The sequence below is a fragment of the Mycobacterium sp. NGS56 genome, from assembly GCF_059812425.1.
In genome coordinates this window covers 117,798-144,066 of the sequence record NZ_JCALCQ010000010.1, presented here as the reverse complement: position 1 = coordinate 144,066, position 26,269 = coordinate 117,798, and the positions used below count along the sequence as shown (strand labels likewise).

The window sequence follows — 26,269 nt, the reverse complement described above, 5'->3', positions numbered from 1 at the left end:
CCTTGAGCGGTCCTCTTATCCGGAGAGGTTGAAGTTACCGGACGCCCCATACACCGCGAGCGAGATGAACAAAGTGATGACGACCACGACGATCAGCGAAGTCCGCACGGCCTGGCCGACCGCAATCCCGACACCGACCGGTCCACCGTGGGCGTTGTAGCCGTAAAAGGTATGAACGAGCATGACCGCGATGGACATGACGATCGCCTGCAGGAACGACCACAACAGGTCGGACGGGATCAGGAACGTATTGAAGTAGTGGTCGTAGAGGCCTTTTGACTGCCCGTTGATGTACACCGTGGTGAAGCGTGCTGCGAAGAACGCGGCCAGCACCGACAGCGAGTACAGCGGGATGATCGCGATGAGGCCGGCAATCAGGCGGGTCGACACCAGATAGGAGACCGAGTGCACCGCCATGCATTCGACGGCATCGATCTCCTCGGAGACACGCATCGCACCCAATTGGGCGGTGGCGCCGGCACCGATGGTGGCGGCCAGCGCGATACCGGCGATCACCGGGGCGACTACCCGGACGTTCAAAAATGCCGACAGGAATCCCGTCAGCGCCTCGATGCCGATGTTGCCCAGCGACGAATACCCCTGCACGGCAATGACACCGCCGGAGGCCAGGGTCAAGAACGCGGCCACACCGACCGTGCCGCCGATCATGACGAGCGCTCCCGCGCCCATTGTCATCTCGGCGATCAGCCGGACGGTCTCCTTGCGGTAGCGGGTGAGCGCATTCGGGACATACCGCATGGTCTGGCCGTAGAACAACGCTTGCTCGCCGAAGTCGTCAACGGGTTCTTGCAGCCGCGAGGCGATATTGCGCAGCCGATACGTGAAGTCATAACTCATCGCGTGCTTACCCGTCCCATCACTTCGCCGAGATTCGCACGCCGATAGCGGTCATCACCACATTGATCACGAACAGACATATGAAGGCGTAGACCACGGTTTCGTTGACCGCGTTACCGACTCCCTTGGGCCCGCCCTTGACTGTCAGGCCGCGGTAGCAGCCCACCATGCCGGCCATCACGCCGAACAGCAGCGCCTTGACTTCGGCCAGCACCAGCTCGCGCAGCCCGGTGAGCACGGTCAGTCCGTTGATGAACGCGCCGGGGTTGACGCCCTGCAGGAACACGGAGAACACGTAGCCACCGGAAAGGCCGATGGCGCATACCAATCCATTGAGCAGCAGGGCCACTACCGTGGAGGCCAGCACGCGGGGTACCACCAGCCGCTGGATCGGGTCGATGCCGAGCACCCGCATCGCGTCGATCTCTTCGCGGATGGTGCGGGCGCCGAGGTCGGCACAGATCGCCGTGGCGCCGGCACCGGCCACGACGAGCACGGTCACCACGGGGCCAAGCTGGGTGATGGTGCCGAATGCCGTCCCGGCGCCGGACAGGTCGGCCGCGCCGATTTCGCGCAGCAGGATGTTGAGGGTAAAGGCCACCAGGACGGTGAACGGGATGGATACCAGCAGCGTCGGGACCAGCGACACTCGCGCGATCATCCACGTCTGCTCGAGAAACTCACCGAATTGAAACGGCCGGCGGAAAGCCGCCCGGCCGGTGTCCATCATCATTTCAAAGAATCCGCCGACGGCGCGGGCGGGAACCGCAAGTTGTTCCCTCAACGCGGTTCCCCCCTCGGTTTGGTCTCGGCGAAGTCTATGTCTGGCCTTTGCGTCGTCTAGGGTCGCACCTGGCTCGGTGTGAGCCGGATCATATTAACCCAGAACAAGTTCACCGTGTCAATGAACAAGACTTCTTTATCCGAACTGTAATTCGCCAGGTCAGAAGCACTTGGCCCGGGTAAAACTGACACACGTTCTACCTGGCGATTCCGCCCGGGCAACCAAGTTTCAGCGGCTTATTGCTCCATCAGCGCACCAGCGGAAAAATTGTGCTCAGGATCACGGCCAGCAAAGTATTCCTGCAGTGTTGAACTAAGCTGCGCGGGGTCCCAAGCGGCACCATCGGCGCTGAATTTGCGCTCCACGGTCGGGGCGGCGACCAGCGTCACCTGCGGACCGTAGACGATGAACACCTGACCGTTCACCTCGGCGGCCGCCGGGGACGACAGGAACTTCACCAGACTGACCACGTGTTCGGGTGACAACGGGTCCACGTTGCCCGCGTCCACCTCGGGCGCGTCGCCGAATACGTCGGCCGTCATCGCGGTGCGCGCGCGGGGGCAGATGGCGTTGGCGCGTACCCCGTAGCGGCCCAATGCCCGTGCGGCCGTCAGGGTGAGCGAAATGATGCCCGCCTTGGCGGCGCCGTAGTTCGCCTGCCCGACCGGCCCGACCAGACCGGCCTCCGAAGCGGTGTTGACGATGCGGCCGAAAACCTGACCGCCGGCGTCCTTGGCCTTGGCACGCCAGTAGGTCGCCGCGTTGCGGGTCAGCAGGAAGTGACCGCGCAAGTGCACGGCGATGACAAGATCCCACTCCTCGTCGGACATGTTGAAAAGCATCCGGTCGCGGGTGATCCCGGCGTTGTTGATCACGATGTCCAGGCCACCGAGTGAGTCGGCCTGAGCAACTAGTTCGTCGGCGGTGGCGCGTTCGCTGATGTCGCCTGCCACAGCGACGGCCTTCGAACCGGCCGAGCTGATCTCGTCGATGACGTCGGAGGCATCCAACGCCGCGGCGATGTCGTTGACGACGACGGTGGCACCCTGGCGGGCCAGGCCCAGCGCCTCGGCGCGTCCCAGGCCCGCGGCCGCACCGGTCACCACCGCGACCTTTCCGGAGAGATCGGTCGCGTTCGTGCTGCTAGTCAATTTATGAATACCTCTAGTTTCGGCTCACGCACTCTGGGCTCGGATTAGTCGCCGCGCTGAAGCGCGGCGCGCGGGCATTCGGCGATCGCCTGCTCCGCCAGTTGTTCCTGATCGGTGGGAATCGGGTCGAGCTTGACCACGGCGTAGTCGTCGTCGTCCAGGTCGAAGATGTCTGGGGCAATTCCCAAGCACACTGCGTTACCTTCGCACCGGTCACGGTCCACGATCACCCGCACAGCACCCTCCTTGAACCTGGCCTTCACCTAGAGGACTCGCCTCATCAGTATGTAGCTCCACCATAGGACCCTGACACCCCTGGGGAAACGGTCGCTGGATTCCCAGACTAGAACGTGTTACAACCGGGAAGACGAACGGGTAGCCGTTGGTCGAGCTGCAGCCTGTGACGAGGCTTGTTACTCCGAACGTCGTTGACTTGAAGGACGGCCGAAATGCGCATCAGTTACACCCCGGAACAGGAGGAGCTGCGTCGCGAGCTGCGGTCGTACTTCACCAAACTCATGACGCCTGAGCGTCGCGAGGCGCTGACCTCGACCCAGGGCGAGGTCGGGACCGGCACCGCGTACCGCGATACCGTCGCGCAGATGGGCAAAGACGGGTGGCTCACCCTGAATTGGCCCGCGGAGTACGGCGGCCAGGATCGCTCTCCGATGGACTCGCTGATCTTCACCGACGAGGCCGCCATTGCGGGCGTGCCGGTACCTTTCCTGACCATCAACAGCGTGGCGCCGACCATCATGGCATTCGGCACCGAGGAACAGAAGAAGTTCTTCCTGCCCAAGATCGCGGCCGGCGAACTGCACTTCTCCATCGGCTACTCCGAGCCCGGTGCCGGCACCGACCTAGCCAACCTGCGCACCACCGCGGTGCGTGACGGTGACGACTACGTCATCAACGGCCAGAAGATGTGGACCAGCCTGATCGCCTACGCGGACTGGGTCTGGCTGGCGGTGCGCACCAACCCTGAGGCCAAGAAGCACCGCGGCATTTCGATGCTGACCGTGCCGACGACCGCCGAGGGCTTTTCCTGGACGCCGGTGCACACCATGGCCGGCGTGGACACCAGCGCGACCTACTACTCCGACGTGCGTGTCCCGGTGACCAACCTGATCGGCGAGGAGAACGGCGGCTGGAAACTGGTGACCAACCAGCTCAACCATGAGCGGGTCGCACTCGTCTCGCCGCAGCCGATCTTCTTGGCCCTGCGCGAGGTTCGCGAATGGGCGCAGAACACCAAGGACGCCGGAGGCGCCCGGCTGATCGACTCCGAGTGGGTGCAGATCAACCTGGCCCGCGTGCACGCCAAGGCCGAAGTGCTCAAGCTGATCAACTGGGAACTGGCTTCGGCGGCAAGCGAAGCCCTCTCGCCCGCCGACGCGTCGGCGGCCAAGGTGTACGGCACCGAGCTGGCCACCGAGGCGTACCGGCTGCTGATGGAGGTGCTCGGTACCGCGGCGACGGTGCGCCAGAATTCACCGGGCTCGCTGCTGCGCGGCCGGGTCGAGCGCATGCACCGGGCCTGCCTCATCCTGACCTTCGGCGGCGGCACCAACGAAGTGCAGCGCGACATCATCGGCATGGTCGCCCTCGGTCTGCCCCGCAATCGCTGAGCCGCTACGCAATAGAAGGACGGACGTTCATGGATTTCACCACAACCGAAGCGGCCAACGACCTCGGCAACCTGGTCGACACCATCGTCGGCTCGGTATGTACACCCGAGCATCAGCGTGAGCTCGACGGGCTCGATCAGCGGTTCGACCGCGACTTGTGGCGCAAGCTGATCGACGCCGGCATCCTGTCATCGGCGTCGGCCTCATCGCTTGGCGGAGACGGCTTCGGGGCGCTCGAGCAGATCGCGATCCTGGTCGCGCTGGGACGCCAGCTGGCCGCGGTGCCCTACCTGGAGTCGGTGGTGCTGGGCGCCGGAGCGCTGGCCCGCTTCGGTTCCGAAGAGCTGCAACAAAGCTGGGGCGTGCCCGCGGTCAGCGGCGAGAAGACGCTCACCCCGGCCCTCGACGGCGAGATGGGTGAGGGCCCGGTAGAGGCGGCCGCCGCCGGCTCCGGCTACCGGCTGACCGGAACCCGCACCCAAGTCGGCTTTGGCCCGGTGGCCGACGCGTTCCTGGTTCCGGCCGAAACCGAGTCCGGCACGGCGGTTTTCCTGGTCGCCTCCGACGATCCCGGCGTCACGGTGACCGCGCTGGAAACCACGGGCCTGGGCTGCGTCGGGCATCTCACGCTGGATGGGACCCAGGTGGACGAGAGTCGCAGGGTCGGCGGCGCCGAGGTCGTGACGTGGCTCGGCACGCTGGGGACTCTGGGCCGCAGCGCTTTCCAGCTCGGTGTGCTCGAGCGGGGCCTGCAGATGACGGCCGAATACGCGCGCGAGCGCGAGCAGTTCGACCGCCCTATCGGCAGCTTCCAGGCGGTGTCGCAGCGACTGGCCGACGGCTACATCGACGTCAAGGGACTGCGGCTCACCCTCACGCAGGCGGCCTGGCGGGTCTCGGAGGACATTCCGGCCGAGATCGACGTCGCCAGTGCGGCATTCTGGGCGGCGGACGCCGGCCACCGGGTGGCGCACACCATCGTGCACGTGCACGGCGGTGTCGGCGTCGACACCGACCACCCCGCGCACCGCTACTTCCTGGCCGCCAAGCAGATCGAGTTCGCCCTGGGCGGTGCCACCGGACAACTGCGCCGCATCGGCCGGGAGCTGGCCGAGACACCCGCTTAGGCGCAATGGAGCTCACCGATGAACTGACGGTCACCAGGCTGCTGGCGCCGCTGACCGAAATCGACGATCGGGGTATCTTCTTCGAGGACTCGTTCACCAGCTGGCGCGATCACCTGCGGCACGGTGCCGCGATCGCCGCGACGTTGCGTGCGCGGCTGGACCCCGGCCGGCCACCGCATGTCGGCGTGCTGCTGGAGAACACGCCGTTCTTTTCGGCGATGCTGGTCGCCGCGGGGCTATCGGGGATCGTGCCGGTGGGGCTGAACCCGGTGCGCCGCGGCGAGGCGCTGCGGCGCGACATCGCCCGGGCCGATTGCCAATTGGTGCTCGCCGACTCGAAGTCGTCTGAGACGCTGGGCGACATCGAGCACCTGAACGCCGACTCGCCCGAATGGGCCGACGAGGTGGCGGCGCATAGCGACGCGCAGATCGCTTTTCAGCCGGCCTCGCCGTCGGATCTTTTCATGTTGATCTTCACGTCGGGCACCAGCGGCGAGCCCAAGGCGGTCAAGTGCAGCCACGGCAAGGTCGCGATCGCCGGCGTGACGATGACACAGCGCTTCGGTCTCGGCAGCGACGACGTCTGCTACGTGTCGATGCCGCTGTTCCATTCCAATGCGGTGCTGGTCGGCTGGGCGGTGGCGGCCGCCTGCACGGGCTCAATGGCGTTGCGGCGCAAGTTCTCCGCCTCGAACTTCATCGTCGATGTGCGTCGCTACGGTGTCACTTACGCGAATTACGTGGGAAAGCCACTTTCATATGTGCTCGCCACGCCGGAGCGGCCTGATGACGCGGATAACCCGCTGCGGGCGGTCTACGGAAATGAGGGCGTACCCGACGACATCGAGCGCTTCGGCCGCAGGTTCGGGTGTGTGGTGCAGGACGGGTTCGGCTCCACCGAAGGTGGTGTGGCCATCGCGCGCACGCCCGATACGCCGGCGGGTTCACTCGGTCCGCTTCCCGACGGCATTGACATCATCGATCCCGATACCGGCTCGTCATGCCCGCCGGGTGTGGTTGGCGAACTGGTCAACACCGCGGGGCCAGGACGTTTCGAGGGTTACTACAACGACGTGGCGGCCGAGGCAGAGCGGATGGCCGGCGGGGTGTACCACAGCGGTGATCTGGCCTACCGCGACGACGCCGGCTACGCGTACTTCGCTGGGCGGCTGGGTGATTGGATGCGTGTCGACGGCGAAAACCTTGGCGCGGCGCCGATCGAACGGGTGTTGCTGCGCAATCCCGACGTCACCGAGGTCGCGGTCTACCCGGTGCCGGACCCGATAGTCGGTGACCAGGTGATGGCCGCCTTGGTGCTGGCGCCCGGCGCCGAGTTCGATGACGAGAAGTTCCGGGCTTTTTTGGCCGAGCAGCCCGACCTGGGACCCAAACAATGGCCGTCCTATGTGCGGGTCAGCGCCGAACTCCCGCGGACGGTGACCTTCAAGGTGCTCAAGCGGCAGCTGGCCGCTCAGGGCGTCGACTGCGGCGACCCGGTGTGGAAGATCCGCCGTTAAAGCCGGGCGCCGGCGTTGCGGCCGGATACGCCGTCGTAGCAGTAAACTCAGCGCTTGATGAAAATCCGCGAAGTGCTCGCCGGTTCGGCCCTGGGTGGCTGATGATTACCCGGCACACGTATGAGCGCGGGGCGGCAACGAATGTGACGCAGCGGGGAGACGCGATGCTGGATGCGCCGGTCGCCGGTGTCAGCATCGCGCGTGCCGAAAGCGAAGCCACCGCATGACCGCACGGCCTCTCGAACTCGCGCTGGAGGCGAGCTTCGAACAGCTCTCCGCCGCAGTGCCGGCCAACGTCGGCATCGCGATCGCCCGCCCGGACAGAACCTTCTCGCTGGGCGCCTGGTGGTCGGGCGTGGCATGGTCGACCATCAAGGTGCCCCTGGCGATAGCGGCGTTGCGCGACGATTGGCTGGGCGCCCGCGACTTAGCCGTGAAAGCCATCACCGAATCCGACAATCACGCCTCCGAACAGTTGTGGTCGCAGTTGGGTGAGCCGACGGAGGCTGCACGGCGGGTTCAGGCCGTGGTCGCCGAAGGGGGCGACACCGCGACCGTGGTCGAATCACGACGACTTCGCCGCGGGTTCACCGCTTTCGGTCAAACCCAGTGGAGCCTGCAGCGGCAAGCGCGATTCGCCGCGGAGCTGTCGACCATCGCCGACGCCGTCGAAGTGATCGACCTGATGCAACGGCTGGTCGCCGACGATCAATGGGGGCTGGCCGCGAAAGGCCTTGCCGCAAAAGGTGGTTGGGGTCCAGGCGCCCACGGCGGGTACCTGGTTCGCCAGTTCGGCATCGTTCCCACGCCATCCGGCCAATGGGGGGTGGCACTCGCGGCGGACGCGGACGACGGCGCTTTCGAGACGGGCGTCGAGGTGGTCAATACGATGACGGATTGGCTGCTGAGCCGGCTGCCGACCCTAGCCCGTTATTGACGGAACCACGGCGTCGATCAGATGCGGCCCGGGTTCGGCGAAGGCGGCGCGCAACGCATCGGCCAATTCCTCGGCGGTGGTAACACGCCGGGCCTGCACCCCCATGCCCTCGCTGATCTTCACGAAATCCATTGTGGGATCCGACAGATCGAGCAATGCGAGCGCTTCAGGCCCGGGCGTCGACCCGGCGCCGACGCGTTGCAGCTCGATTCGGAGGATGTCATAGGCGCTGTTGTTGTACACCACGGTGGTCACGTCGAGATTCTCGCGGGCCTGGGTCCACAATCCCGAAATCGTGTACATCGCCGAACCGTCGGATTCCAGACACAGCACCGGACGATGCGGCGCGGCCACCGCGGCGCCGACCGCCGCCGGGATGCCGTAGCCGATCGCCCCGCCGGTGAGGGTCAGCCAGTCGTGCGCCGGCGCTCCGGCGGTGGCCCCCGCAAGTAGCAGGCCCGACGTATTCGACTCGTCGACCACGATCGCGTCTTCGGGCAGCAGCGCCCCGATCACGTCCGCGGCCGACGCGGAGGTCAGCGCGCCCGTCGGCAGCTGTGGGCGCGATGCGCTCGCCCCCGGCGCTTCGGTGCCGGGGGCGAGCGCATCAGCCAGGGTGATCAAAGCATTTGCGGCGCCGGTGTATTCGGCGAGCACGTGCACCTCGCAGCCAGCCGGTACCAGATCGCTGGGCATGTTGGGGTAGGCGAAGAACGACACCGGCGATTTGGCGCCGGCCAGCACCAGATGCTTGGCGCCGTTCAGTTGAGCGGTGGCGGCCTCGGCGAAATACGCGAGCCGGTCGACCGCGGGGACGCCGGCGCCGCGCTCCAGCCGCGTCGGGAAGGTCTCGCACAGCACGCGGGCACCCGTCGCCGCCGCAATGCGGGTGGCCGCCGCCAGCCCCGCACGGCGGGTGGCGTCGCCGCCCACCATGATCACTGTGGGCTCACCGGAGCGAAGGACCTCGAGGACCTCGGGGGCCAGCATCGGATCGGCGCCGGTCGGTTGTGCCTCCAGGTTGGAGAACAGCTGGGCCCCATCGGACCACGACACGTCGGCGGGCAGGATCAGCGTCGAGATCTGCGAACCCCACCGGCTGGCCGCGATGCCCTCGACCGCATCGGCGGAGACCTGGGAGGCGTCACCGGTTCGGCGCACCCATCCCGAAACGCTGCCGGCGAGCGCGTCGATGTCGGATTCCAATGGGGCATCGTACTTTTTGTGATACGTGGCGTGGTCGCCGACAACCACCACCATCGGCACCCGCGCGCGACGCGCGTTGTGCAGGTTGGCCAGGCCGTTGCCCAGTCCGGGGCCCAGGTGCAGCAGCACCGCGGCAGGGCGATCGGCGATGCGCGCATAGCCGTCGGCCGCGCCGGTGGCCACCCCCTCGAACAACGCCAGCACGCCGCGCATGCGCGGGACGGCATCCAGCGCGGCCACGAAGTGCATCTCCGACGTGCCCGGATTGGCGAAACACACGTCGACGCCGCCGTCGACGAGGGTGTTGATCAGGGCCTGGGCACCGTTCACTTCATTGCCTCCAGTCGGAAGATTCGTTCGGCGTTGCCGCGCAGGAAATCTCGGCGAGCTTCGTCGGACAGCCCGAGGGCGTCCAGTCCCGCCAACGCATGCTCGTGAGTGATCATCGGATAATTGGTGCCGAACAATACTTTTCGTTGCCCGGTACCGGTCTTCATGAACCGCACGAGTTCGTCGGGCAGCCGCTTGATCGTGTACGCCGAGGTATCTATGTAGACGTTTTCGTGCTTGCGGGCCACCGCCACCATCTCCTCGGTCCAGGGATAGCCGACGTGGCCGCAGACGATCACCAGCTCCGGGAAGTCGAGTGCCACCTGGTCGATGTAGGGGATCGGCCGTCCGGTTTCCGACGGTCGCAACGGGCCGGTATGACCGACCTGGGTACAGAACGGCACGCCGGATTCAACGCACTGGGCGAACAGCGGATAGTAGCGGCGATCGGTGGGCGGGGCATTCCACAACCACGGCACCACCCGCAGGCCGATGAAGCCGTCGGCTATCCGGCGCCGGAGCTCACGGACGGCTTCCATCGGGCGATCCAGGTCGACGGTGGCCAGGCCGGCCAGCCGGTTCGGGTGCGCGGCAACCCATTGCGCCACCTCGTCGTTGGAGACCAGGTCCTCTCCGGCCGGGCCGCGCCAGGCGCTGAGCACACCCAATTCCACGCCCCCGGCGTCCATCGACGCCAGGGTCGCCTCGATCGGGATGTCGGTGTCGGGGATCGTCCCGCCGGTCCACCGCCGCAGCGATGCGAGCATGTCGCTGCGCAGAAACCGCGCGGTCGGATGCTGCATCCAGACATCGATCGTCATGCGATTGGACTCTAGACCGACCCGGCGGACCGCCGATGTCAGAGGGTCAGCGCCGTGTGCGCGCAGGCATGGGCCTGCTGCGCATACCCGCCGCCGAACAAGACGACGTGCGCCAGCAGTGGGAACAGTTGGTGCAGGCCGGCGCGCCCGCGCCACCCGGCCCGCAGCGGCCGCACCCGCTGGTAGCCGTCGATCACGGCGTCGTAGTGCGGACAGCCGAACAGCGCGAGCATCGCCAGGTCGGTCTCGCGGTGGCCCGCGTGTGCCGCCGGGTCGATCAGCACGACACCGTCGGGCGTCCACATCACGTTCCCACTCCATAGGTCGCCGTGCAGCCGGGCCGGCCGGTCCTCGTCGTCGAAATCGCCCGCACGGCAACGCGCCGCGACGGAGTCGACGGCGTCGCGCGTGGCGGCGTCGAGCCGCGGAGCCGCGAGTTCTGCCATCGGACCCAGTCGTTCCTCGGCGTAGAACTCGCCCCAGCTCCGATGCCGGCGCAGCGACATCGGCAACGGTTGCGACAGCGGCCCGAAGAACGCCGGGCCGTCCCAGCCGTCCGGTCCGGCACCGAACGCGGGGGCGCCCGCGTCGTGCGTGACGGCCAGCCGGCCGCCGAACATGCGCGCGGCCTCGGGGTTCGGACTCACGGATTCCAGGCGGCGTAAGGTCAGGCTCGCGTCGTCAACGGACACGACCTGGGCGCACGGCACGCCACCTTCGACGGCGCAAAGCCATTGCAGCCCTGCCGCTTCCCAGGCGAAGAAGCCGGCCGGCGCACCCGCGCGGTGCTTGACGAAGTCGCTCACACGGCGCGGCCTAGCGCATCACGCAGTGGCGTGGGCTGCGTGAACGTCGTCAGCCGGGCGGGCCTCGGTCTGCTCCTTGGCCCACCGGTAGTCAGGTTTGCCCGCGGGCGACCGCTTGACCTCGTCGACCAGCCACAGGCTGCGGGGCACCTTGTAGCCCGCGATTTCTGAGCGCACGAAGCTGTCCAGATCCGACAGCGCGGGCCGGGCGCCCGGCCGGGGCTGGACGACGGCGGCGACGTGCTGCCCATACCGGGGGTCGGGCACGCCGACCACCAGGGCGTCGAAGACGTCGGGGTGGCCCTTGAGCGCGGCCTCGACCTCCTCGGGGTAGATCTTCTCGCCGCCGCTGTTGATCGACACCGAGCCGCGGCCCAGCATCGTGACGGTGCCGTCCTCCTCGACCGTCGCGAAATCACCGGGGATGGCGTACCGCACGCCGTTGAAGGTCTTGAACGTCTCGGCGGTCTTCTTCTCGTCCTTGTAGTAACCGACGGGAATGTTGCCCTTCTTCGCGATGAAGCCGCGCACACCCGAGCCCGGCTTGACCTCGTTGCCGTCCTCGTCCAGGACGACGGTGCGGTGGTCGATCGTCACGCGCGGGCCACCAGCGTGCGGCGCGTCCTTGGCGACGATGCTGGTGCCGCCGAATCCGGTCTCCGAAGATCCGATGGAGTCGGTGATGACCCGGTTGGGCAGCAGCTCGAGGAACTTCTCCTTGATGCTCGGCGAGAACAGCGCCGCGGTGGAGGCGAGCAGAAACAGCGACGACAGGTCGTACTCATCGCCCTTGTCCTGGTGGGCCAACAGCGAGTCGAGCAGCGGTCGCGCCATCGCGTCGCCGGTGAAGAACAGCAGGTTCACCTTATGGTCGTGGATCGTGCGCCACACCTCGTCGGAGTTGAATTCCGGTGCCAGCACGGTGGTTTGGCCGGAGAAGATCGACATCCAGGTCGCCGATTGGGTGGCGCCGTGGATCATCGGCGGAATCGGGTAGCGGATCATCGGCGGGTTGGCCGCCGCGGCCTTGGCCAGGTCGTATTCGTCCTTGACGAATTCGCCTGTGGCGAAGTCGGTTCCACCGAACAGCACGCGGTAGATGTCCTCGTGGCGCCACATCACGCCCTTCGGGAAGCCCGTGGTGCCCCCGGTGTAGAGCAGGTAGATGTCGTCGGGGCTGCGCTCACCGAAGTCGCGCTCAGGCGAGCTCTGCGCGATCGCCGAATAGAATTCGACGCCACCGTAGCGGGCGAAGTCGTCGTCGCTGCCGTCCTCGACAACCAGGATCGTCTTGACGTCAGGTGTGTCGGGCAAGACGTTGGCCACCCGGTCGGAGTACTGGCGCTCGTGCACCAGCGCGACCATGTCCGAATTCTCGAATAGGTAGCGCAGCTCGCCCTCGACGTAGCGGTAGTTGACGTTCACCAGGATGGCGCCCGCTTTGACGATGCCGAGCATCGCGATGACGATCTCGATGCGGTTGCGGCAATACAGCCCGACCTTGTCGTCCTTTTTCACCCCCTGCTCCATCAGGTAGTGGGCCAGGCGGTTGGCCTTCTCCTCTAGCTGGGCATAGGTCAACTTCTCGTCGCCGCAGATCAGGGCGACACGGTCGGGCACAGCGTCGATGGCGTGCTCTGCGAGATCGGCAATATTCAAGGCCACGGCCACCAAATTAGAACGTGTTACATTTCGTGGCAAGCTCGTGCCCATTGTCGAGGGAAAGGCGGTAGCCGTGTCCGTGGAGAATGCCGGAACCCCAGCAAACACTGAAAACGGAGAAACCGGGCCCTCTGAAGCCGATGCCCTCGTGGAACAGCGTGGTCACACCCTCATCGTGACCATGAATCGGCCGCACCGCCGCAACGCTCTAAGCACGGAAATGATGGAAATCATGGTCCAGGCCTGGGACCGCGTCGACAACGACAACGACATCCGCTGCTGCATCCTGACCGGCGCCGGTGGCTACTTCTGCGCGGGCATGGACCTCAAAACGGCGACCCAGAAGCCACCGGGTGAGTCGTTCAAGGACGGCAGCTACGACCCATCGCGAATCGATGCCTTACTCAAAGGCCGCAGGCTGAAAAAGCCGCTGATCGCCGCCGTCGAGGGGCCGGCCATCGCGGGAGGAACCGAGATCCTGCAGGGCACCGACATCCGGGTCGCCGGTGAGAGCGCCAAATTCGGCATCTCCGAGGCGAAGTGGAGCCTGTATCCGATGGGCGGGTCCGCCGTCCGGCTGGTGCGCCAGATTCCCTACACCGTGGCGTGCGACCTGCTGCTGACCGGACGGCACATCACCGCCGCGGAAGCCAAGGACATCGGCCTGATCGGCCACGTCGTGCCCGACGGACAGGCGCTGACCAAGGCGCTCGAGATTGCCGAGGTCATCGAGAACAACGGTCCCCTGGCCGTGCAGGCGATCCTCAAGACAATCCGCGAGACCGAGGGGATGCACGAGGAAGAAGCGTTCAAGCCCGACACCGCCAACGGCATTCCGGTGTTCCTCTCCGAGGACTCCAAGGAAGGCCCCCGCGCGTTCGCCGAGAAGCGCAAGCCCAACTTCAAAAACCGCTAATCGGGCCCCGCCCCCCGCACCTCCCGTGCCGCCCCCCGCACTCCCCGGCCGCCCCCCGCGCCGAGCGTGCACTCTGGGCGGCTTTTCGGCCGATTTCTCGCCGTGAGTTCACGTTCGGCGACGTTGTCAGTCCTTCGCGCCACACTGCTCGCGTGCGCGAACCCTTCATCGGCAGCGAGGCGCTCGCAACCGGCGCCCTTAACCGGCACCGGCTGCGAAGTCGATTCGTCGCGCTGCACCCCGACGTCTACGTCGCCCCCGGCACTGAACTGACCGCCACATCGCGTGCACGCGCCGCATGGTTGTGGTCACGGCGGCGTGGCATCGTCGCCGGGCGGTCCGCGTCGGCGCTGCACGGGGCAAGATGGGTCGACCACCGAGCACCAGCGCAGCTGGTCTACCAGCACCGCCGTCCACCGCCCGGCATCAACACGTGGTCGGATTCATTGGCGCACAACGAAGTCCGAGTGATCAGCGGCATACCCGTGACCTCCGCTGCGCGCACGGCCTTCGATATCGCTTGCCGCAACCCCATCGGCAAAGCCGTCGCAGCTCTCGACGCACTGGCGCGGGCAACGAAACTCGACATCGCCGAAGCCGAGTTGGTCACGAAACGCTATAAGGGCCACCGCAACGTCCGCCGTGCGCGGCGCGCGTTGACAATGGTTGACGCGGGCGCGGAGTCACCACAGGAGACGTGGTTGCGATTGTTGCTCATCGATGCCGGCTATCCGCGCCCGCGCACGCAGATTCCCGTCTACGGCGATTACGGCGAACTTGTCGCCGTCCTCGATATGGGCTGGGAAGACATCAAAGTCGCGGTCGAATACGACGGAGATCACCACCGCAGCGACCGGCGCCAATTCAACAGGGACATCGCGCGCTTCGAGGCGTTGACGACGGAACTTGGCTGGATAGTCGTCCGGGTGACCGCAGAGGACGTTCCCGGCGGGATTCTGCGGCGGGTAGCAGCGGCCTGGGCGCGCCGAACGTGAACTCAGGGCGAGAATTCAGCCAATGTCTCGCCGTGTGTGCACGCTCGGCGCAAAAGTGACCGCAACAGCCCAATCAGCTCAGTAGTGGGGCGCTCGGGGTGAACACCACCGGCATCGCTTCGAGGCCGCTGACGAAGTTCGCCGGCCGCAGCGGCAGCGTCGAGTCCTCGTCGGCCAGCCTGAGATCCGGCAGCCGCTTGAGCACCCGCTCGGTCATCATCGACAGTTCCAAGCGGGCCAGCTGGTTCCCCAGGCAGAAGTGCGTCCCGAAGCCGAAAGCCATGTGGCTATTCGGATTACGACGGATGTCGAAGTTGTCCGGCTCGTCGAAAACCGACTCGTCGAAGTTGCCCGACTCGAACAGCAGCATGATCTTTTCGCCCTCATGCAGTGCGGTGCCGTGGAATTCGGTGTCGGCAGTCAGGGTTCGGCACATGTTCTTCACCGGCGATGTCCAGCGCAGCATCTCCTCGATGGCGCCGGGAAGCAGCGAGGGGTCGCGCACCAGGGCATGCCACTGATCGCGGTGGCGCACCAGCTGCTCGGTGCCTCCACTGAGCGTGTGGCGAGTGGTTTCGTCGCCGCCGATGAGGATCAGCAGCGTCTCCATGACGATCTCGTCGTCGGACATCCGCTGACCCTCCACCTCGGCGTTCACCAGGATCGAGAATAGGTCGTCGTTGGGCTCGGCTCGCCGCTTGGTGATGATGGCAAGGGTGAATTCGGTGTACGCGGCGAACGCGGCCATTACGGCCTGAGCTTCGTCCGATGTGGGGTCGATGTGCGAGCTCAGCCCGCAGACCAGGTCGTCGGACCACTTCAACAGCATGCCGCGGTCCTGGGGCAGCACGCCCAGCATGTCGCCGATTACCGCCATCGGCAGCGGGGCAGCGATGTCGCGAACGAAGTCACACTCGCCGCGCTCACAGACCGCGTCGATCAGAGTGTCGCACAACCTGGCGATGGACGGTTCCTTCTCCTTGACCCGCTTGCGGGTGAAACCCGCGTTGACGAGCTTGCGCCGCAACAGATGTGCGGGATCGTCCATGTCGATCATGTAGGGCATACCCGGCTGCTCGGGACGGATGCCGCCGGTGCTGGAGAACAACTCCGGGTTGCGTTCGGCGTCGAGGATGGCTTGATACGTGGTGGCACCGGCCAGCCCGTTGCGATCACGAAACACCGGCTGGTTGGCCCGCATCCAGCGATAGGCCTCGCGCGACGTGCGACGGTCGGCGTAGAAATTGCCGTCCGTCAGGTCGATGTTCGAGATAGCTTCCGGGATGGTCGAAGTCATCTACAGCCTCCAGATATTGACGAGCGGATTACAGTTACCGGCATGCCTGAGTCACAACATGTCGTCGCGGGGACAGTCCTCACCATGCCGGTGCGGATACGAAAAGCGGATGTGCACACCGCGATGTTTTCGGTCGATGCGCAAGCGGCGCAACGCCTTATCGAATACAGCGGTCTGCAAGTCTGCCAGCACCGCCCCGGCCGGGCGGTCGTCAACCTCATGCTGGCGCGCTATATCGACGGCGATTTGGGCAAGTACCACGAATTCGGCACCGCCGTCATGGTCAACCCGCCCGGCTCGACGGCGCGAGGCTGGCGGGCACTGGGCGATGCGGCCGCGTTCATCCACCACCTGCCCGTCGACCAGAGCTTCACCCTGGAAGCCGGGCGCTCGATCTGGGGATTCCCGAAGATCATGGCGGAGTTCACTGTTCGCGAGCAGGGCCGGTTCGGATTCGACGTCAGCGCCGACGGCGCTCACATCGCCGGCATCGACTTCGCTCGCGGACTGCCGGTGCCCTCGGTGTTCATGTCGCGGCCGCAGGTGCTCAAGACCTACACCTTTGCCGACGGCACCACCCGCGAAGTGCCCTGGGAAATGCGGGTGCGCGGGCTGCGCGGTCAGCTCGGCGGGGCGACGTTGCGACTGGGCGATCACGCTTACGCCAAGGAGCTGGCGTCGCTGGGCCTGCCGAAGCGGGCGATGGTCTCTGCATCGGTCGGCCACGTCGAGATGACATTCGGCGACGCCCACCCGCTCGGCTGACCGGCCGTTCCGGCGTCGATCGCCCCCCACCCCAGCGAGCTGCGTGCTCTGCATCGTCGTCGGGCGGGTCATCCGGACAATCTAGAACGCGTTCTAAGTCCCTGGCAAGAAAACTAGAACGCGTTCTAGTGCATCACTCCTGGATGTCAGATCAGGGTCGCAAGCTCGCGGACCTGCTCTGTACTGCGGCCGGACACCACCATCATGGTGACGCCGGCGGCCTCCCAGGCCTTGATCTGCTTACGCACGTAGTCGACGTCGCCGACGATGGCGGCATCATCGATCACCTCGTCCGGGATGATCTCCGCGGCTTTGTCCTTCTGGTTGCTGCGGAACAGCTTCGTCACGTCGTCGACCACCTCGGAGTAGCCCATCCGGCGGTAGACGTCGGCGTGGAAGTTGGTGTCCTCGGCGCCCATGCCGCCCATGTAGAGCGCGATGTAGGGCTTCATCGCCGCGAACGCGGCGGGGCGGTCCTCGGTGATGACGATGTTGGCCGTCGCGCAGATCTCGAAGTCCTCGCGGCTGCGGCGGGCGCCCGGCCGGGCGAAGCCCTCGTCCAGCCACCCGTTGTAGGTGTCGGCCATGCGCGGCGTGTAGAAGATCGGCAGCCAGCCGTCGCAAATCTCGGCGGCCAGCGCGACGTTCTTCGGTCCCTCGGCACCCAGCATGATCGGGATGTCGGACCGCAGCGGATGGGTGATGGGCTTGAGCGGTTTACCCAGACCCGTTGCGCGCTCGCCGGTCAGCGGCAGCGGGTAGTGCGGGCCGGTGCTGGTCACCGGTGCCTCCCGCGCCCACACCTGCCGGATGATGTCGATGTACTCACGGGTGCGGGCCAGCGGCTTGGGGAACGACTGGCCGTACCAGCCCTCGACTACCTGCGGGCCGGAGACGCCCAGGCCGAGGACGTGTCGCCCGCCGGACAAGTGGTCGAGCGTCAAAGCCGCCATCGCGCAGGCCGTCGGGGTGCGGGCGGACAGCTGGACCACCGACGTGCCCAGCCGTAACCGGGACGTCGACGAACCCAGCCAAGCGAGCGGTGTGTAGGCGTCCGAGCCCCAGGCCTCGGCGGTGAAGACGGCGTCGAATCCGGCCTCTTCGGCGGCGGCGACGAGCTCGCCGTGGTTCTGCGGCGGCTGAGCGCCCCAATATCCCAGCTGTAATCCCAGCTTCATGGTCTTGGCCCTTCCGGAGGTCGTCCCGATCCAAAAAGATTTGAATCCGTTCTTAGAACCTGTTCTACTCGATGGCGTGACAGCCAGCTCGAGTAGCCCGCCCCTGATGGATCACCCGGAGCCACCGCTCGCCGCGCCACTGACGTTGTCCTTCGACTACACCCGTTCAGTCGGCCCCACGCTGAGCAAATTCTTCACCGCACTGCGTGACCGCCACGTCCTGGGTGTGCGCGGATCGGATGGCCGGGTGCACGTGCCGCCGGCGGAATATGACCCGGTCACCTATGAGCCGCTGGGCGAGATGGTACCGGTCTCCAGTGTCGGCACCGTGGTCTCGTGGGCCTGGCAACCCGAGCCCATGGAGGGCCAGCCGCTGGACCGCCCGTTCGCCTGGGCACTGATCAAGCTGGACGGCGCGGACACCCCGCTGATCCACGCCGTTGATGTTGGAGCCGCGGGTCCTTCCGCCATCAAGACCGGCACCCGGGTGCATGTGCACTGGGCCGACGAGCCGGTGGGCGCCATCACCGACATCGCGTATTTCGCACTCGGTGAGGAAGCCGAGGCCGTGACCGAGCAGTCGGACGGCGACAAAGACCCGGTGACCATGATCGTCACACCCGTCTCGCTGACCATCCAGCACAGCGCCTCGCACGAGGAGAGCGCCTACCTGCGGGCCATCGCGCAGGGCAAGCTGCTCGGCGCGAAGACGGGCGAGAACGGCAAAGTGTATTTCCCGCCGCACGGCGCCGACCCGGCCACGGGCCAGCCAACGACCGAGTTCGTGGAGTTGCCGGACAGGGGCACCGTCACGACGTTCGCGATCATCAACATCCCGTTCCAGGGCCAGCGCATCAAGCCGCCCTATGTGGCGGCCTACGTGCTGCTCGACGGGGCCGACATCCCGTTCTTGCATCTGGTCGCCGACATCGACGCCCACGAGGTGCGGATGGGTATGCGCGTCGAGGCGGTGTGGAAACCCCGCGAGGAGTGGGGATTTGGCATTGACAACATCGAGTACTTCCGGCCGACCGGGGAACCCGACGCCGACTACGACACCTACAAGCACCACCTGTAAAGGGCTTACCTGCACATGAGCGCTCGCAACGTCGCGGTTGTTGGCTTTGCCCACGCCCCACACGTCCGTCGCACAGACGGCACCACCAACGGTGTCGAGATGTTGATACCGTGCTTCGCCCAGCTGTACGAGGAGCTGGGTATCAGCCGGACCGACATCGGCTTCTGGTGCTCGGGATCATCCGATTACCTTGCTGGGCGGGCATTCTCGTTCATCTCGGCGATCGACTCGATCGGAGCCGTCCCGCCGATCAACGAATCACACGTCGAGATGGACGCGGCCTGGGCACTTTACGAGGCCTACATCAAAATCCTGACCGGCGAGGTCGACACCGCCCTGGTGTACGGCTTCGGCAAGTCCTCCGCCGGCATCCTGCGGCAGATCCTGAGTCGGCAGACCGACCCCTACACCGTCGCGCCGTTGTGGCCGGATTCGATCTCGATGGCCGGGCTGCAGGCGCGCATCGGGCTGAACACCGGCAAGTGGACCCAGGAGCAGATGGCGCGCGTCGCCTTCGACTCCTTCGCCAATGCGCGCCGGGTGGACAACGTGGAGGGGTCGATCAGCGTGGCCGAATTACTCGAGCGGCCGTTCTTCGCCGACCCGCTGCGGCGTCACGACATCGCACCGATCACCGACGGCGCCGCGGCTGTCGTGCTTGCGGCCGGCGACCGGGCGCGCGAGCTGCGCGAAAACCCCGCCTGGATCACCGGAATCGAGCACCGCATCGAAACCCCGTCGCTGGGCGCGCGTGACCTCACCGAGTCCCCGTCCACCCAGGCCGCCGCCCAGGTGGCCGCGGGCGGCCGAACCGACAACCTCGACGTGGCCGAAATCTGCGCGCCCTTCACCCATCAGCACCTGATCATCGAGGAAGCCATCCGGATACCGGGACCGACCAAGGTCAATCCGTCCGGTGGTGCGCTCGCGGCCAACCCGATGTTCGTCGCCGGTCTCGAACGTATCGGCTTTGCGGCACAGCATATCTGGAATGGTTCGGCTGAGCGGGTGCTGGCGCATGCCACCAGTGGCCCTGCGCTCCAACAGAATCTGGTCGCGGTGATGGAAGGAAAGAACTGATGGCCGGTGCAGGGGCGCACCTCGCCGCGGTACTGGGTACCGGGCAGACGAAGTACGTAGCCAAGCGCAAAGACGTTTCGATGAACGGCCTGGTGCGCGAGGCGATCGACCGTGCGCTGGAAGACTCCGGTTCGACCTTCGAGGACATCGACGCGGTCGTGGTCGGCAAGGCGCCGGACTTCTTCGAGGGCGTCATGATGCCCGAGCTGTTCATGGCAGACGCCATGGGTGCCACCGGAAAGCCGTTGATCCGGGTGCACACCGCGGGTTCGGTCGGTGGTTCCACCGCGATTGTGGCCGCCAGCCTGGTGCAGTCCGGGAAATACCGGCGCGTGCTGGCGATGGCCTGGGAGAAGCAGTCGGAATCGAATGCCATGTGGGCCTTGTCGATTCCTATCCCCTTCATCAAGCCGGTGGGAGCAGGCGCCGGCGGCTACTTCGCGCCGCACGTGCGCTCGTACATCCGCCGCTCCGGCGCGCCGACGCACATCGGCGCCATGGTCGCGGTCAAGGACCGGCTCAACGGCAGCAAGAACCCGCTGGCGCACCTGCACCAACCCGACATCACCGTCGAGAAGGTCATGGCCTCGCCCATGCTGTGGGACCCCATCCGCTACGACGAAACCTGCCCGTCGTCCGACGGTGCCGCCGCCGTCGTGATCGGCAACGAGGAATCCGCCGAAGACCGCCTGGCGCAGGGACATCCGGTGGCATGGATTCATGCCACGGCGTTGCGCACCGAGCCGCTACAGTTCTCCGGACGCGACCAGGTCAGCCCGCAGGCCGGCCGTGACGCCGCCGCGGCGCTGTGGAAGGCCGCCGGAATCGAGAGCCCGATCGACGAGATCGACGCTGCGGAGATCTACGTCCCGTTCTCCTGGTTCGAACCAATGTGGTTGGAAAACCTCGGATTTGCCGCCGAGGGCGAAGGATGGAAACTCACCGAAGCCGGCGAAACCAAGATCGGTGGCCGCCTGCCGGTGAATCCGTCGGGCGGTGTGCTGTCGTCGAACCCGATCGGCGCCTCCGGCCTGATCCGCTTCGCAGAAGCGGCCATTCAGGTGATGGGCAAGGGCGGCGACCACCAGGTGCCCAACGCACGAAAGGCCTTGGGACATGCCTACGGCGGTGGCTCGCAGTACTACTCGATGTGGGTGGTCGGTGCCGACAAGCCCGCCGCCCAGAAGGTCGACGCGTGAGCGCCTCGACGACGATGCGAAGCGCGATGAAAAGGAGCGGCGCCGTTGACTGAGCATCCCGCTCACGAAGCCGGTCGCCGCTCCCGCGAGGCGGTGGCGGTCCGCGACAAGGACGCTTGGCTGGCGGTATTCGCCGACGACGCCATCGTCGAGGACCCGATCGGGCCGTCGGTGTTCGACCCCGAAGGCCTGGGGCACCGGGGCCGTGACGCCATCTCGGCCTTCTGGGACAAGGCCATCGCCCCCACCACCAAAATCGAGTTCTTCTTCCGCGACACCTATCAGTGCGGCAACGAGGAAGCCAACGTCGGGCACATCCTGATCACAACGGGTGAGTACCAGACGACCGCCGAGGGCGTCTTCACCTACAAGGTCGACGCCGAAGGCAAGCTGGTGGCCCTGCGCGCCTACTGGGAGATGGCACGCGCGGCGGCCAACACGCGCAAAGTCTAGAGCGGCTCGAGCCCGGCCAGATGCCGCTGGGCGAGGTCGCGGTAGGCCTGCGGGTTCACCTGCACCCACATCTCGGCGCCGGTCCCGGCGACCGGGCCCTTGATCTGCGCCGGCGCGCCGACGGCCAGCATCCCGGCCGGGATCTGGGTGCCTGCCGTCACCAGTGAATGCGCGGCGACCAGGCTGCGTGCCCCGATCACCGCACCGTCCAGGACGGTGGCGTGGTTCGCGATCAGCGCCTCCTGGCCGACGTGCACCCCGTGAATGACGCACATGTGCGCCACCGTCGCACCGGGGCCGATGTCGACCGGAATACCGGGCGGCGCGTGCAGAACCGACCCGTCCTGGACGTTGGCGCCCTCGCGCACCACGATGGGCGCGTAGTCACCGCGCAACACGGCGTTGAACCAGACCGACGCTCCCGCCTCCACCACGACGTCGCCGATCAGAGTGGCGGTCGGGGCCACGAACGCGGTGGCATCGACCCGTGGCGCGTGGCCTTCGAACGCAAACAGCGGCATCGTTTAGATATACCCCGAGTGCGCATACGTCGCGGGTAATCGCAGCCAGACGCGCCGTCGTTGCGCGCCCCCGGCGCAAAACTGTAACGTGTTCTAGTTAGAGGCCCAGCGAGTTGGAGGTGACAGGTGAGTACCGACACCAAGGCGGTCGGCATCCGGGAAATCGATCCCGGCGACTTGCCGACCCGATACGCGCGCGGCTGGCACTGCCTGGGCGTGGCGAAGGACTTCCAGGACGGTAGGCCGCATGCGATTCAGGCCTTCGGCACCAAGCTGGTCGTGTTCGCCGACTCGCAGGGCGACATCAAAGTCCTCGACGGATACTGCCGCCACATGGGCGGCGACCTGTCGGAGGGCACCATCAAGGGCGACGAGATCGCCTGCCCCTTCCACGACTGGCGCTGGGGCGGCGACGGCCGCTGCAAACTGGTCCCCTACGCCAAGCGCACGCCCAAGACGGCGCGGACACGGTCGTGGACCACCGACGTGCGTGGCGGTCTGCTGTTCGTCTGGCACGACCACGAGAACAACCCCCCGGATCCCGCGGTGCGCATTCCGGACATCCCGGAAGCGCACAGTGACGAGTGGACCGATTGGCGGTGGAACAGCATCCTCATCGAAGGCTCCAACTGCCGCGACATCATCGACAACGTCACCGACATGGCGCACTTCTTCTACATTCATTTCGGGTTGCCGACGTATTTCAAGAACGTTTTCGAGGGCCACGTCGCGTCACAGTTCCTGCACAACGTGGGCCGGCCCGACGTCAACGACCTCGGCACGTCTTACGGTGAGGCGCATCTGGATTCCGAGGCGTCCTACTTCGGGCCGTCGTTCATGATCAACTGGCTGCACAACAGCTACGGCGGTTACAAGGCCGAGTCGATCCTGATCAATTGCCACTACCCGGTGACCCAGAACTCGTTCGTGCTGCAGTGGGGCGTCATCGTCGAAAAGCCCAAGGGCATGGACGAAAAGATGACCGACAAGCTGTCGAAGGTATTCACCGAGGGCGTCAGCAAAGGCTTCCTGCAGGACGTCGAGATTTGGAAGCACAAGACGCGCATCGACAATCCGCTGCTAGTCGAAGAGGACGGCGCGGTCTATCAGCTGCGTCGCTGGTACCAGCAGTTCTACGTCGATGTCGCCGACATCGAGCCGGAGATGGTGGAGCGCTTCGAGATCGAGGTGGACACCACCCGAGCCAACGAGTACTGGAATGCCGAGGTCGAGAAAAACCTCAAGGCCAAGGACTCCGAGGCAGACAAACCCGTTACCGACGACGTGCCGGCCAGTCAACACTAGGTTCATGCCCGACGATCAGCCGCCGGTGCCCGACGTCGATCAGCTTGCGCGGTCGATGTTATCGCTGCATGGCGATCATCACGACCACGACGAGCATGCGGCCCGTCCCGCCCGCAAGGGCGAATCCTGGTCGAAATCAAGGGATTTCGCTAATGATCCGCAGCGCGCCGCTGCGGTCGCCGCAGCCAGTCGTGCCGACCGTGAGCGCTACCTCAATTCGGGTCTGTTGCCGGTGGACTGCCGGTTCTGCCATGCGCGGGTCACCGTTCGCAGACTCGGTCCGGGACACACCGCGGTGCAATGGAACACCGAAGCGTGGCAGCGCTGTGCGCACTTCGCCGAGGTGCGTGAGGCCGGGGGCGACACCGCACGCACGAGGTCGTGCCCCAAACTCGCTGACAGCATTGATCATGCGGTCGCCGAGGGCTACCTCGACGACCAGCCAGGTGAAGACTGAGCGGCGCCTTCGCACGACTCGGTGCCGGCATCCCGCGCCCGTCGGCGCTCGGCGTCCCGCGGCCGCGCCGCCGGCGTCCCGCGCCCGTCGGCGTCCCGCATCCCGCATCCCGCGCCCGTCGGCGTCCCGCATCCCGCATCCCGCGCCCGTCGGCGTGTTGCCCGCCTCTGAGCGACAACGTTTGCGCGCCCGAGTGATTCGTGAATTTTGTCGCTCAGAGGCGGGCAAAACGTGTGCCAGCCAATCCAGAAACTATTGTGGCGCCTGTGATCAGAGGCCCGCGAAGCGCTCCTTAACGGTCTCGGTGCTAAGTCCATAGTCGGCCAATGAGTAGCTGTGCTTCGGGGCACGCTCGCCGGACTGGCTGTCAACGTGAGCCCTTTCCATTGCGGCCTTGGCCACATCGGTCAGCGTCAGGCCGAAGTGCCGGTAGATGTTCGCCACGGTGCCCATCGGGTCGGCAATCAATTCCTTGTAATCGACATCATAGAACTGCGACGGACTGTATTTGGCTCGTGCGGCGTTGAACCGCTCGAGGCCCCGCGACCAGGTTTCCATTGCGTCAGAACCGATTTGGGCACCGGTGAACGTGGTCGACCACCCTTCCGCGGTGTGCTGCGCCAGTGAGCACATCGAGGCCATGATCGTCTCGACGGGTCGATGAGTCTGGATCACCAACGCGTCGGGATAGGTCGCCATCAGTGCGTCCAAGGCGAACAGGTGGCTGGGATTCTTCAGCACCCAGCGCTTGTCGGCGTCGTTGAGCCCGATCAGCTGAAGGTTGCGGCGGTGCCGCTGATATGACGGCGTCCAGTCCTGGTCCGAGAGCCAGCGCGCGTAACTCGGCAGGTGCGCCAGCGTTTCATAGGACACCGAGTGCAGCGACTGCCGCAGGAGCTGCCAGCACTCCTCCAGCTCGTAGGCGGCCATGAAGTGCAGGCCGGTATAGCCGGGGTTCTCCCGGTGGTGCTGGGTGAACTGCGCGTCGAGTTGGCGATACAGCGGGTGCGATTCCCAGGTCTCGCGCGGCGGGCGCGGTTGCGGGAACTCGGCCAGCCACATGTGCAGACCCTGATGCGCAGGGTCGGCGCCCAGCAGCCGATGCAGCGCGGTCGTTCCGGTGCGCACCAACCCGGTGACGAAGATCGGGCGTTCGATGGCGACGTCGGCATACTGCGGGTACTGCTTCCAGGCGGACTCTGACAGCAGCCGCGCCACCAGCGCACCGCGCAGGAAGAAGCGATTCATTTTGCTGCCCAACACCGTAAGTCCGGCTTCGGTCCGGTAGGAATCCAGCAGCACTTGCAGCGCTTCGCGATAATTGTCGTCGTCTACACCAAAGTCGTCGAGGCCCGTCAGCTTGGTGGCCGATGCGTGCAGCTCGTCGACCGTCCCGATATCGGTGCGATCGGACATCAGACGTGATACTCCCCGCAGTTGACGTCCAGGGTCTGCCCGGTTATGCCGCTGGACAGATCACTGGCCAAAAACAGAATGGCCGACGCCACTTCTTCCTCCGTGGGCAGGCGCTTGAGGTCGGAGTTCGCCGCGGTCGCCGCGTAGATCTCGTCGACGGTGGTGCCGTACTTGCCGGCCTGATGCTCGAAGTAGGCCTGCAAAGTATCGCCCCAGATATACCCCGGTGCAACGGAATTGACACGGATACCCTTGTCGCCGAGCTCGGTGGCCAGCGACTGGGACATGGAGAGCAGCGCGGACTTGGCCATTTTGTATGCGCCGTATTTCGGCTGCGAGTGGCGCAGCACCATCGAGTTGACGTTGACGATCGACCCGTGCGTCGCCTCCAGCGCCGGCGTGAAAGCCTGGATCAGCCGCAGGGCCCCCAGCGCGCTTAGTTCGATCGCATCCCGGATGTGCTGGAAACTGGTGGCGGCCAACGGCTTCATCGACGGCACCCGGAATGCGTTGTTGATCAGCACGTCGACCTTGCCGTAGGTGGCCATGGTCGTCTCGACCAGGTAGGCGACCTCATCGTCATCGGTGATGTCGGTGCGCACCGCCAAGGCCTTGCGGCCGGAGTCGTTGACCCGCTTGGCAACCTCATCCAGCCGTTCCACGGTCCGGGCCGCCAGCACCAAGTCGGCACCGTTGTCGGCACATCGGTGTGCCAGCGTGGTACCGAGACCCGGACCGACGCCGCTGATGATAACTACCTTGCCATCAACCATCCCTGACAT

The 26,269-nt window shown here is 65.9% G+C and carries 27 protein-coding genes; 14 read left to right on the top strand and 13 right to left on the bottom strand.

The window, feature by feature from the left end; genetic code table 11:
• Positions 1–15: 15 nt before the first annotated feature.
• From AC5Y4F_RS20985 to AC5Y4F_RS20970, 4 genes are all read right to left on the bottom strand, one after another.
• Positions 16–858 (bottom strand): MlaE family ABC transporter permease, encoded by an 843-nt coding sequence (locus AC5Y4F_RS20985; RefSeq protein ID WP_067938646.1) that lies wholly within the window; start codon positions 856–858, stop codon positions 16–18.
• Between the two features lie 19 nt (positions 859–877).
• The gene (locus tag AC5Y4F_RS20980; RefSeq protein ID WP_067938647.1) at positions 878–1,642 is read right to left on the bottom strand and encodes an MlaE family ABC transporter permease; all 765 of its coding nucleotides are present in this window, start codon (positions 1,640–1,642) and stop codon (positions 878–880) included.
• A 236-nt stretch (positions 1,643–1,878) separates the two neighbouring features.
• Positions 1,879–2,793, bottom strand: a complete 915-nt coding sequence (locus tag AC5Y4F_RS20975; protein ID WP_067938649.1) for a 3-oxoacyl-ACP reductase — start codon at positions 2,791–2,793, stop codon at positions 1,879–1,881.
• A 44-nt stretch (positions 2,794–2,837) separates the two neighbouring features.
• Entirely contained in the window at positions 2,838–3,029 is a 192-nt protein-coding gene (locus tag AC5Y4F_RS20970) for a ferredoxin (protein ID WP_067938674.1), read from the bottom strand.
• Positions 3,030–3,242: 213 nt separating this feature from the next.
• Between AC5Y4F_RS20970 and AC5Y4F_RS20965 the strand changes: the two genes are divergently transcribed.
• The 5 genes from AC5Y4F_RS20965 to AC5Y4F_RS20945 all read left to right on the top strand — a co-directional run bounded on the left by AC5Y4F_RS20965 (position 3,243) and on the right by AC5Y4F_RS20945 (position 8,002).
• On the top strand, positions 3,243–4,421 hold the full coding sequence (locus AC5Y4F_RS20965; RefSeq protein ID WP_067938651.1) for an acyl-CoA dehydrogenase: 1,179 nt from the start codon (positions 3,243–3,245) through the stop codon (positions 4,419–4,421).
• Positions 4,422–4,450: 29 nt separating this feature from the next.
• Positions 4,451–5,548, top strand: coding sequence for an acyl-CoA dehydrogenase family protein (locus tag AC5Y4F_RS20960; protein ID WP_067938653.1), 1,098 nt, complete (start codon positions 4,451–4,453; stop codon positions 5,546–5,548).
• 5 nt (positions 5,549–5,553) lie between these two features.
• Entirely contained in the window at positions 5,554–7,065 is a 1,512-nt protein-coding gene (gene fadD17, locus AC5Y4F_RS20955; protein ID WP_067938654.1) for a long-chain-fatty-acid--CoA ligase FadD17, read from the top strand.
• 101 nt (positions 7,066–7,166) lie between these two features.
• Positions 7,167–7,292: a hypothetical protein gene (locus AC5Y4F_RS20950; RefSeq protein ID WP_255405050.1), complete on the top strand. Its 126-nt coding sequence runs from the start codon at positions 7,167–7,169 to the stop codon at positions 7,290–7,292.
• On the top strand, positions 7,289–8,002 hold the full coding sequence (locus tag AC5Y4F_RS20945) for a serine hydrolase (RefSeq protein WP_067938656.1): 714 nt from the start codon (positions 7,289–7,291) through the stop codon (positions 8,000–8,002). Before AC5Y4F_RS20950 ends, AC5Y4F_RS20945 begins: the two co-directional genes overlap by 4 nt.
• Here AC5Y4F_RS20945 and AC5Y4F_RS20940 read toward each other — a convergent pair.
• The 4 genes from AC5Y4F_RS20940 to AC5Y4F_RS20925 are packed head-to-tail and all read right to left on the bottom strand — an operon-like array spanning position 7,988 to position 12,836.
• Positions 7,988–9,538 carry an acetolactate synthase large subunit gene (locus AC5Y4F_RS20940; RefSeq protein WP_067938658.1) on the bottom strand — a complete coding sequence of 517 codons (1,551 nt, stop codon included), beginning with the start codon at positions 9,536–9,538 and terminating at the stop codon, positions 7,988–7,990. The genes AC5Y4F_RS20945 and AC5Y4F_RS20940 overlap by 15 nt on opposite strands.
• A complete protein-coding gene (locus AC5Y4F_RS20935) occupies positions 9,535–10,359 on the bottom strand; it encodes an amidohydrolase family protein (protein WP_067938660.1) in 825 nt (274 codons plus the stop codon). The genes AC5Y4F_RS20940 and AC5Y4F_RS20935 overlap by 4 nt, the downstream gene beginning before the upstream one ends.
• 38 nt (positions 10,360–10,397) lie before the next feature.
• On the bottom strand, positions 10,398–11,165 hold the full coding sequence (locus tag AC5Y4F_RS20930) for a fructosamine kinase family protein (RefSeq protein ID WP_499998274.1): 768 nt from the start codon (positions 11,163–11,165) through the stop codon (positions 10,398–10,400).
• Positions 11,166–11,183: 18 nt separating this feature from the next.
• Positions 11,184–12,836: an acyl-CoA synthetase gene (locus tag AC5Y4F_RS20925; RefSeq protein WP_067938665.1), complete on the bottom strand. Its 1,653-nt coding sequence runs from the start codon at positions 12,834–12,836 to the stop codon at positions 11,184–11,186.
• A 70-nt stretch (positions 12,837–12,906) separates the two neighbouring features.
• On the opposite strand from AC5Y4F_RS20925, the gene AC5Y4F_RS20920 reads away from it, so the two are divergent.
• Entirely contained in the window at positions 12,907–13,743 is an 837-nt protein-coding gene (locus tag AC5Y4F_RS20920) for a crotonase/enoyl-CoA hydratase family protein (protein ID WP_197520670.1), read from the top strand.
• A gap of 152 nt (positions 13,744–13,895) precedes the next feature.
• On the top strand, positions 13,896–14,738 hold the full coding sequence (locus AC5Y4F_RS20915) for a hypothetical protein (protein WP_499998272.1): 843 nt from the start codon (positions 13,896–13,898) through the stop codon (positions 14,736–14,738).
• A gap of 73 nt (positions 14,739–14,811) precedes the next feature.
• Here AC5Y4F_RS20915 and AC5Y4F_RS20910 read toward each other — a convergent pair whose 3' ends face one another.
• Positions 14,812–16,035 carry a cytochrome P450 gene (locus AC5Y4F_RS20910; protein WP_067934005.1) on the bottom strand — a complete coding sequence of 408 codons (1,224 nt, stop codon included), beginning with the start codon at positions 16,033–16,035 and terminating at the stop codon, positions 14,812–14,814.
• A 42-nt stretch (positions 16,036–16,077) separates the two neighbouring features.
• On the opposite strand from AC5Y4F_RS20910, the gene AC5Y4F_RS20905 reads away from it, so the two are divergent.
• Positions 16,078–16,800: an acetoacetate decarboxylase family protein gene (locus AC5Y4F_RS20905; RefSeq protein ID WP_067934007.1), complete on the top strand. Its 723-nt coding sequence runs from the start codon at positions 16,078–16,080 to the stop codon at positions 16,798–16,800.
• A 146-nt stretch (positions 16,801–16,946) separates the two neighbouring features.
• On the opposite strand, the gene AC5Y4F_RS20900 is transcribed toward AC5Y4F_RS20905, so the two are convergent.
• A complete protein-coding gene (locus AC5Y4F_RS20900; RefSeq protein WP_067934009.1) occupies positions 16,947–17,978 on the bottom strand; it encodes an LLM class F420-dependent oxidoreductase in 1,032 nt (343 codons plus the stop codon).
• Positions 17,979–18,054: 76 nt separating this feature from the next.
• Here AC5Y4F_RS20900 and AC5Y4F_RS20895 point away from each other — a divergent pair, with 76 nt between their 5' ends.
• Genes AC5Y4F_RS20895 through AC5Y4F_RS20880 form a run of 4 tightly spaced genes read left to right on the top strand, consistent with a single transcriptional unit; the run spans position 18,055 to position 21,788 of the window.
• The gene (locus tag AC5Y4F_RS20895) at positions 18,055–19,056 is read left to right on the top strand and encodes a Zn-ribbon domain-containing OB-fold protein (protein WP_197520549.1); all 1,002 of its coding nucleotides are present in this window, start codon (positions 18,055–18,057) and stop codon (positions 19,054–19,056) included.
• A 15-nt stretch (positions 19,057–19,071) separates the two neighbouring features.
• A complete protein-coding gene (locus AC5Y4F_RS20890; RefSeq protein WP_067934012.1) occupies positions 19,072–20,136 on the top strand; it encodes a thiolase family protein in 1,065 nt (354 codons plus the stop codon).
• The gene (locus tag AC5Y4F_RS20885) at positions 20,136–21,335 is read left to right on the top strand and encodes a thiolase family protein (protein WP_067934014.1); all 1,200 of its coding nucleotides are present in this window, start codon (positions 20,136–20,138) and stop codon (positions 21,333–21,335) included. The genes AC5Y4F_RS20890 and AC5Y4F_RS20885 overlap by 1 nt, the downstream gene beginning before the upstream one ends.
• A gap of 45 nt (positions 21,336–21,380) precedes the next feature.
• Entirely contained in the window at positions 21,381–21,788 is a 408-nt protein-coding gene (locus AC5Y4F_RS20880; protein ID WP_067934016.1) for a nuclear transport factor 2 family protein, read from the top strand.
• Here AC5Y4F_RS20880 and AC5Y4F_RS20875 read toward each other — a convergent pair.
• Complete coding sequence (locus tag AC5Y4F_RS20875) at positions 21,785–22,309, bottom strand: gamma carbonic anhydrase family protein (protein WP_067934018.1); 525 nt, start codon at positions 22,307–22,309, stop codon at positions 21,785–21,787. The two genes, AC5Y4F_RS20880 and AC5Y4F_RS20875, sit on opposite strands and share 4 nt — an antisense overlap.
• 126 nt (positions 22,310–22,435) lie before the next feature.
• Between AC5Y4F_RS20875 and AC5Y4F_RS20870 the strand changes: the two genes are divergently transcribed.
• Both AC5Y4F_RS20870 and AC5Y4F_RS20865 read left to right on the top strand, forming a co-directional pair.
• Entirely contained in the window at positions 22,436–23,614 is a 1,179-nt protein-coding gene (locus tag AC5Y4F_RS20870; RefSeq protein WP_067934020.1) for a 3-ketosteroid-9-alpha-monooxygenase, oxygenase component, read from the top strand.
• 4 nt (positions 23,615–23,618) lie between these two features.
• Positions 23,619–24,071, top strand: coding sequence for a hypothetical protein (locus AC5Y4F_RS20865; protein ID WP_067934022.1), 453 nt, complete (start codon positions 23,619–23,621; stop codon positions 24,069–24,071).
• 270 nt (positions 24,072–24,341) lie between these two features.
• Here AC5Y4F_RS20865 and AC5Y4F_RS20860 read toward each other — a convergent pair whose 3' ends face one another.
• Positions 24,342–25,487 carry a sulfotransferase family protein gene (locus tag AC5Y4F_RS20860; protein ID WP_067934024.1) on the bottom strand — a complete coding sequence of 382 codons (1,146 nt, stop codon included), beginning with the start codon at positions 25,485–25,487 and terminating at the stop codon, positions 24,342–24,344.
• Positions 25,487–26,269, bottom strand: a complete 783-nt coding sequence (locus tag AC5Y4F_RS20855) for an SDR family oxidoreductase (protein WP_067934026.1) — start codon at positions 26,267–26,269, stop codon at positions 25,487–25,489. Before AC5Y4F_RS20855 ends, AC5Y4F_RS20860 begins: the two co-directional genes overlap by 1 nt.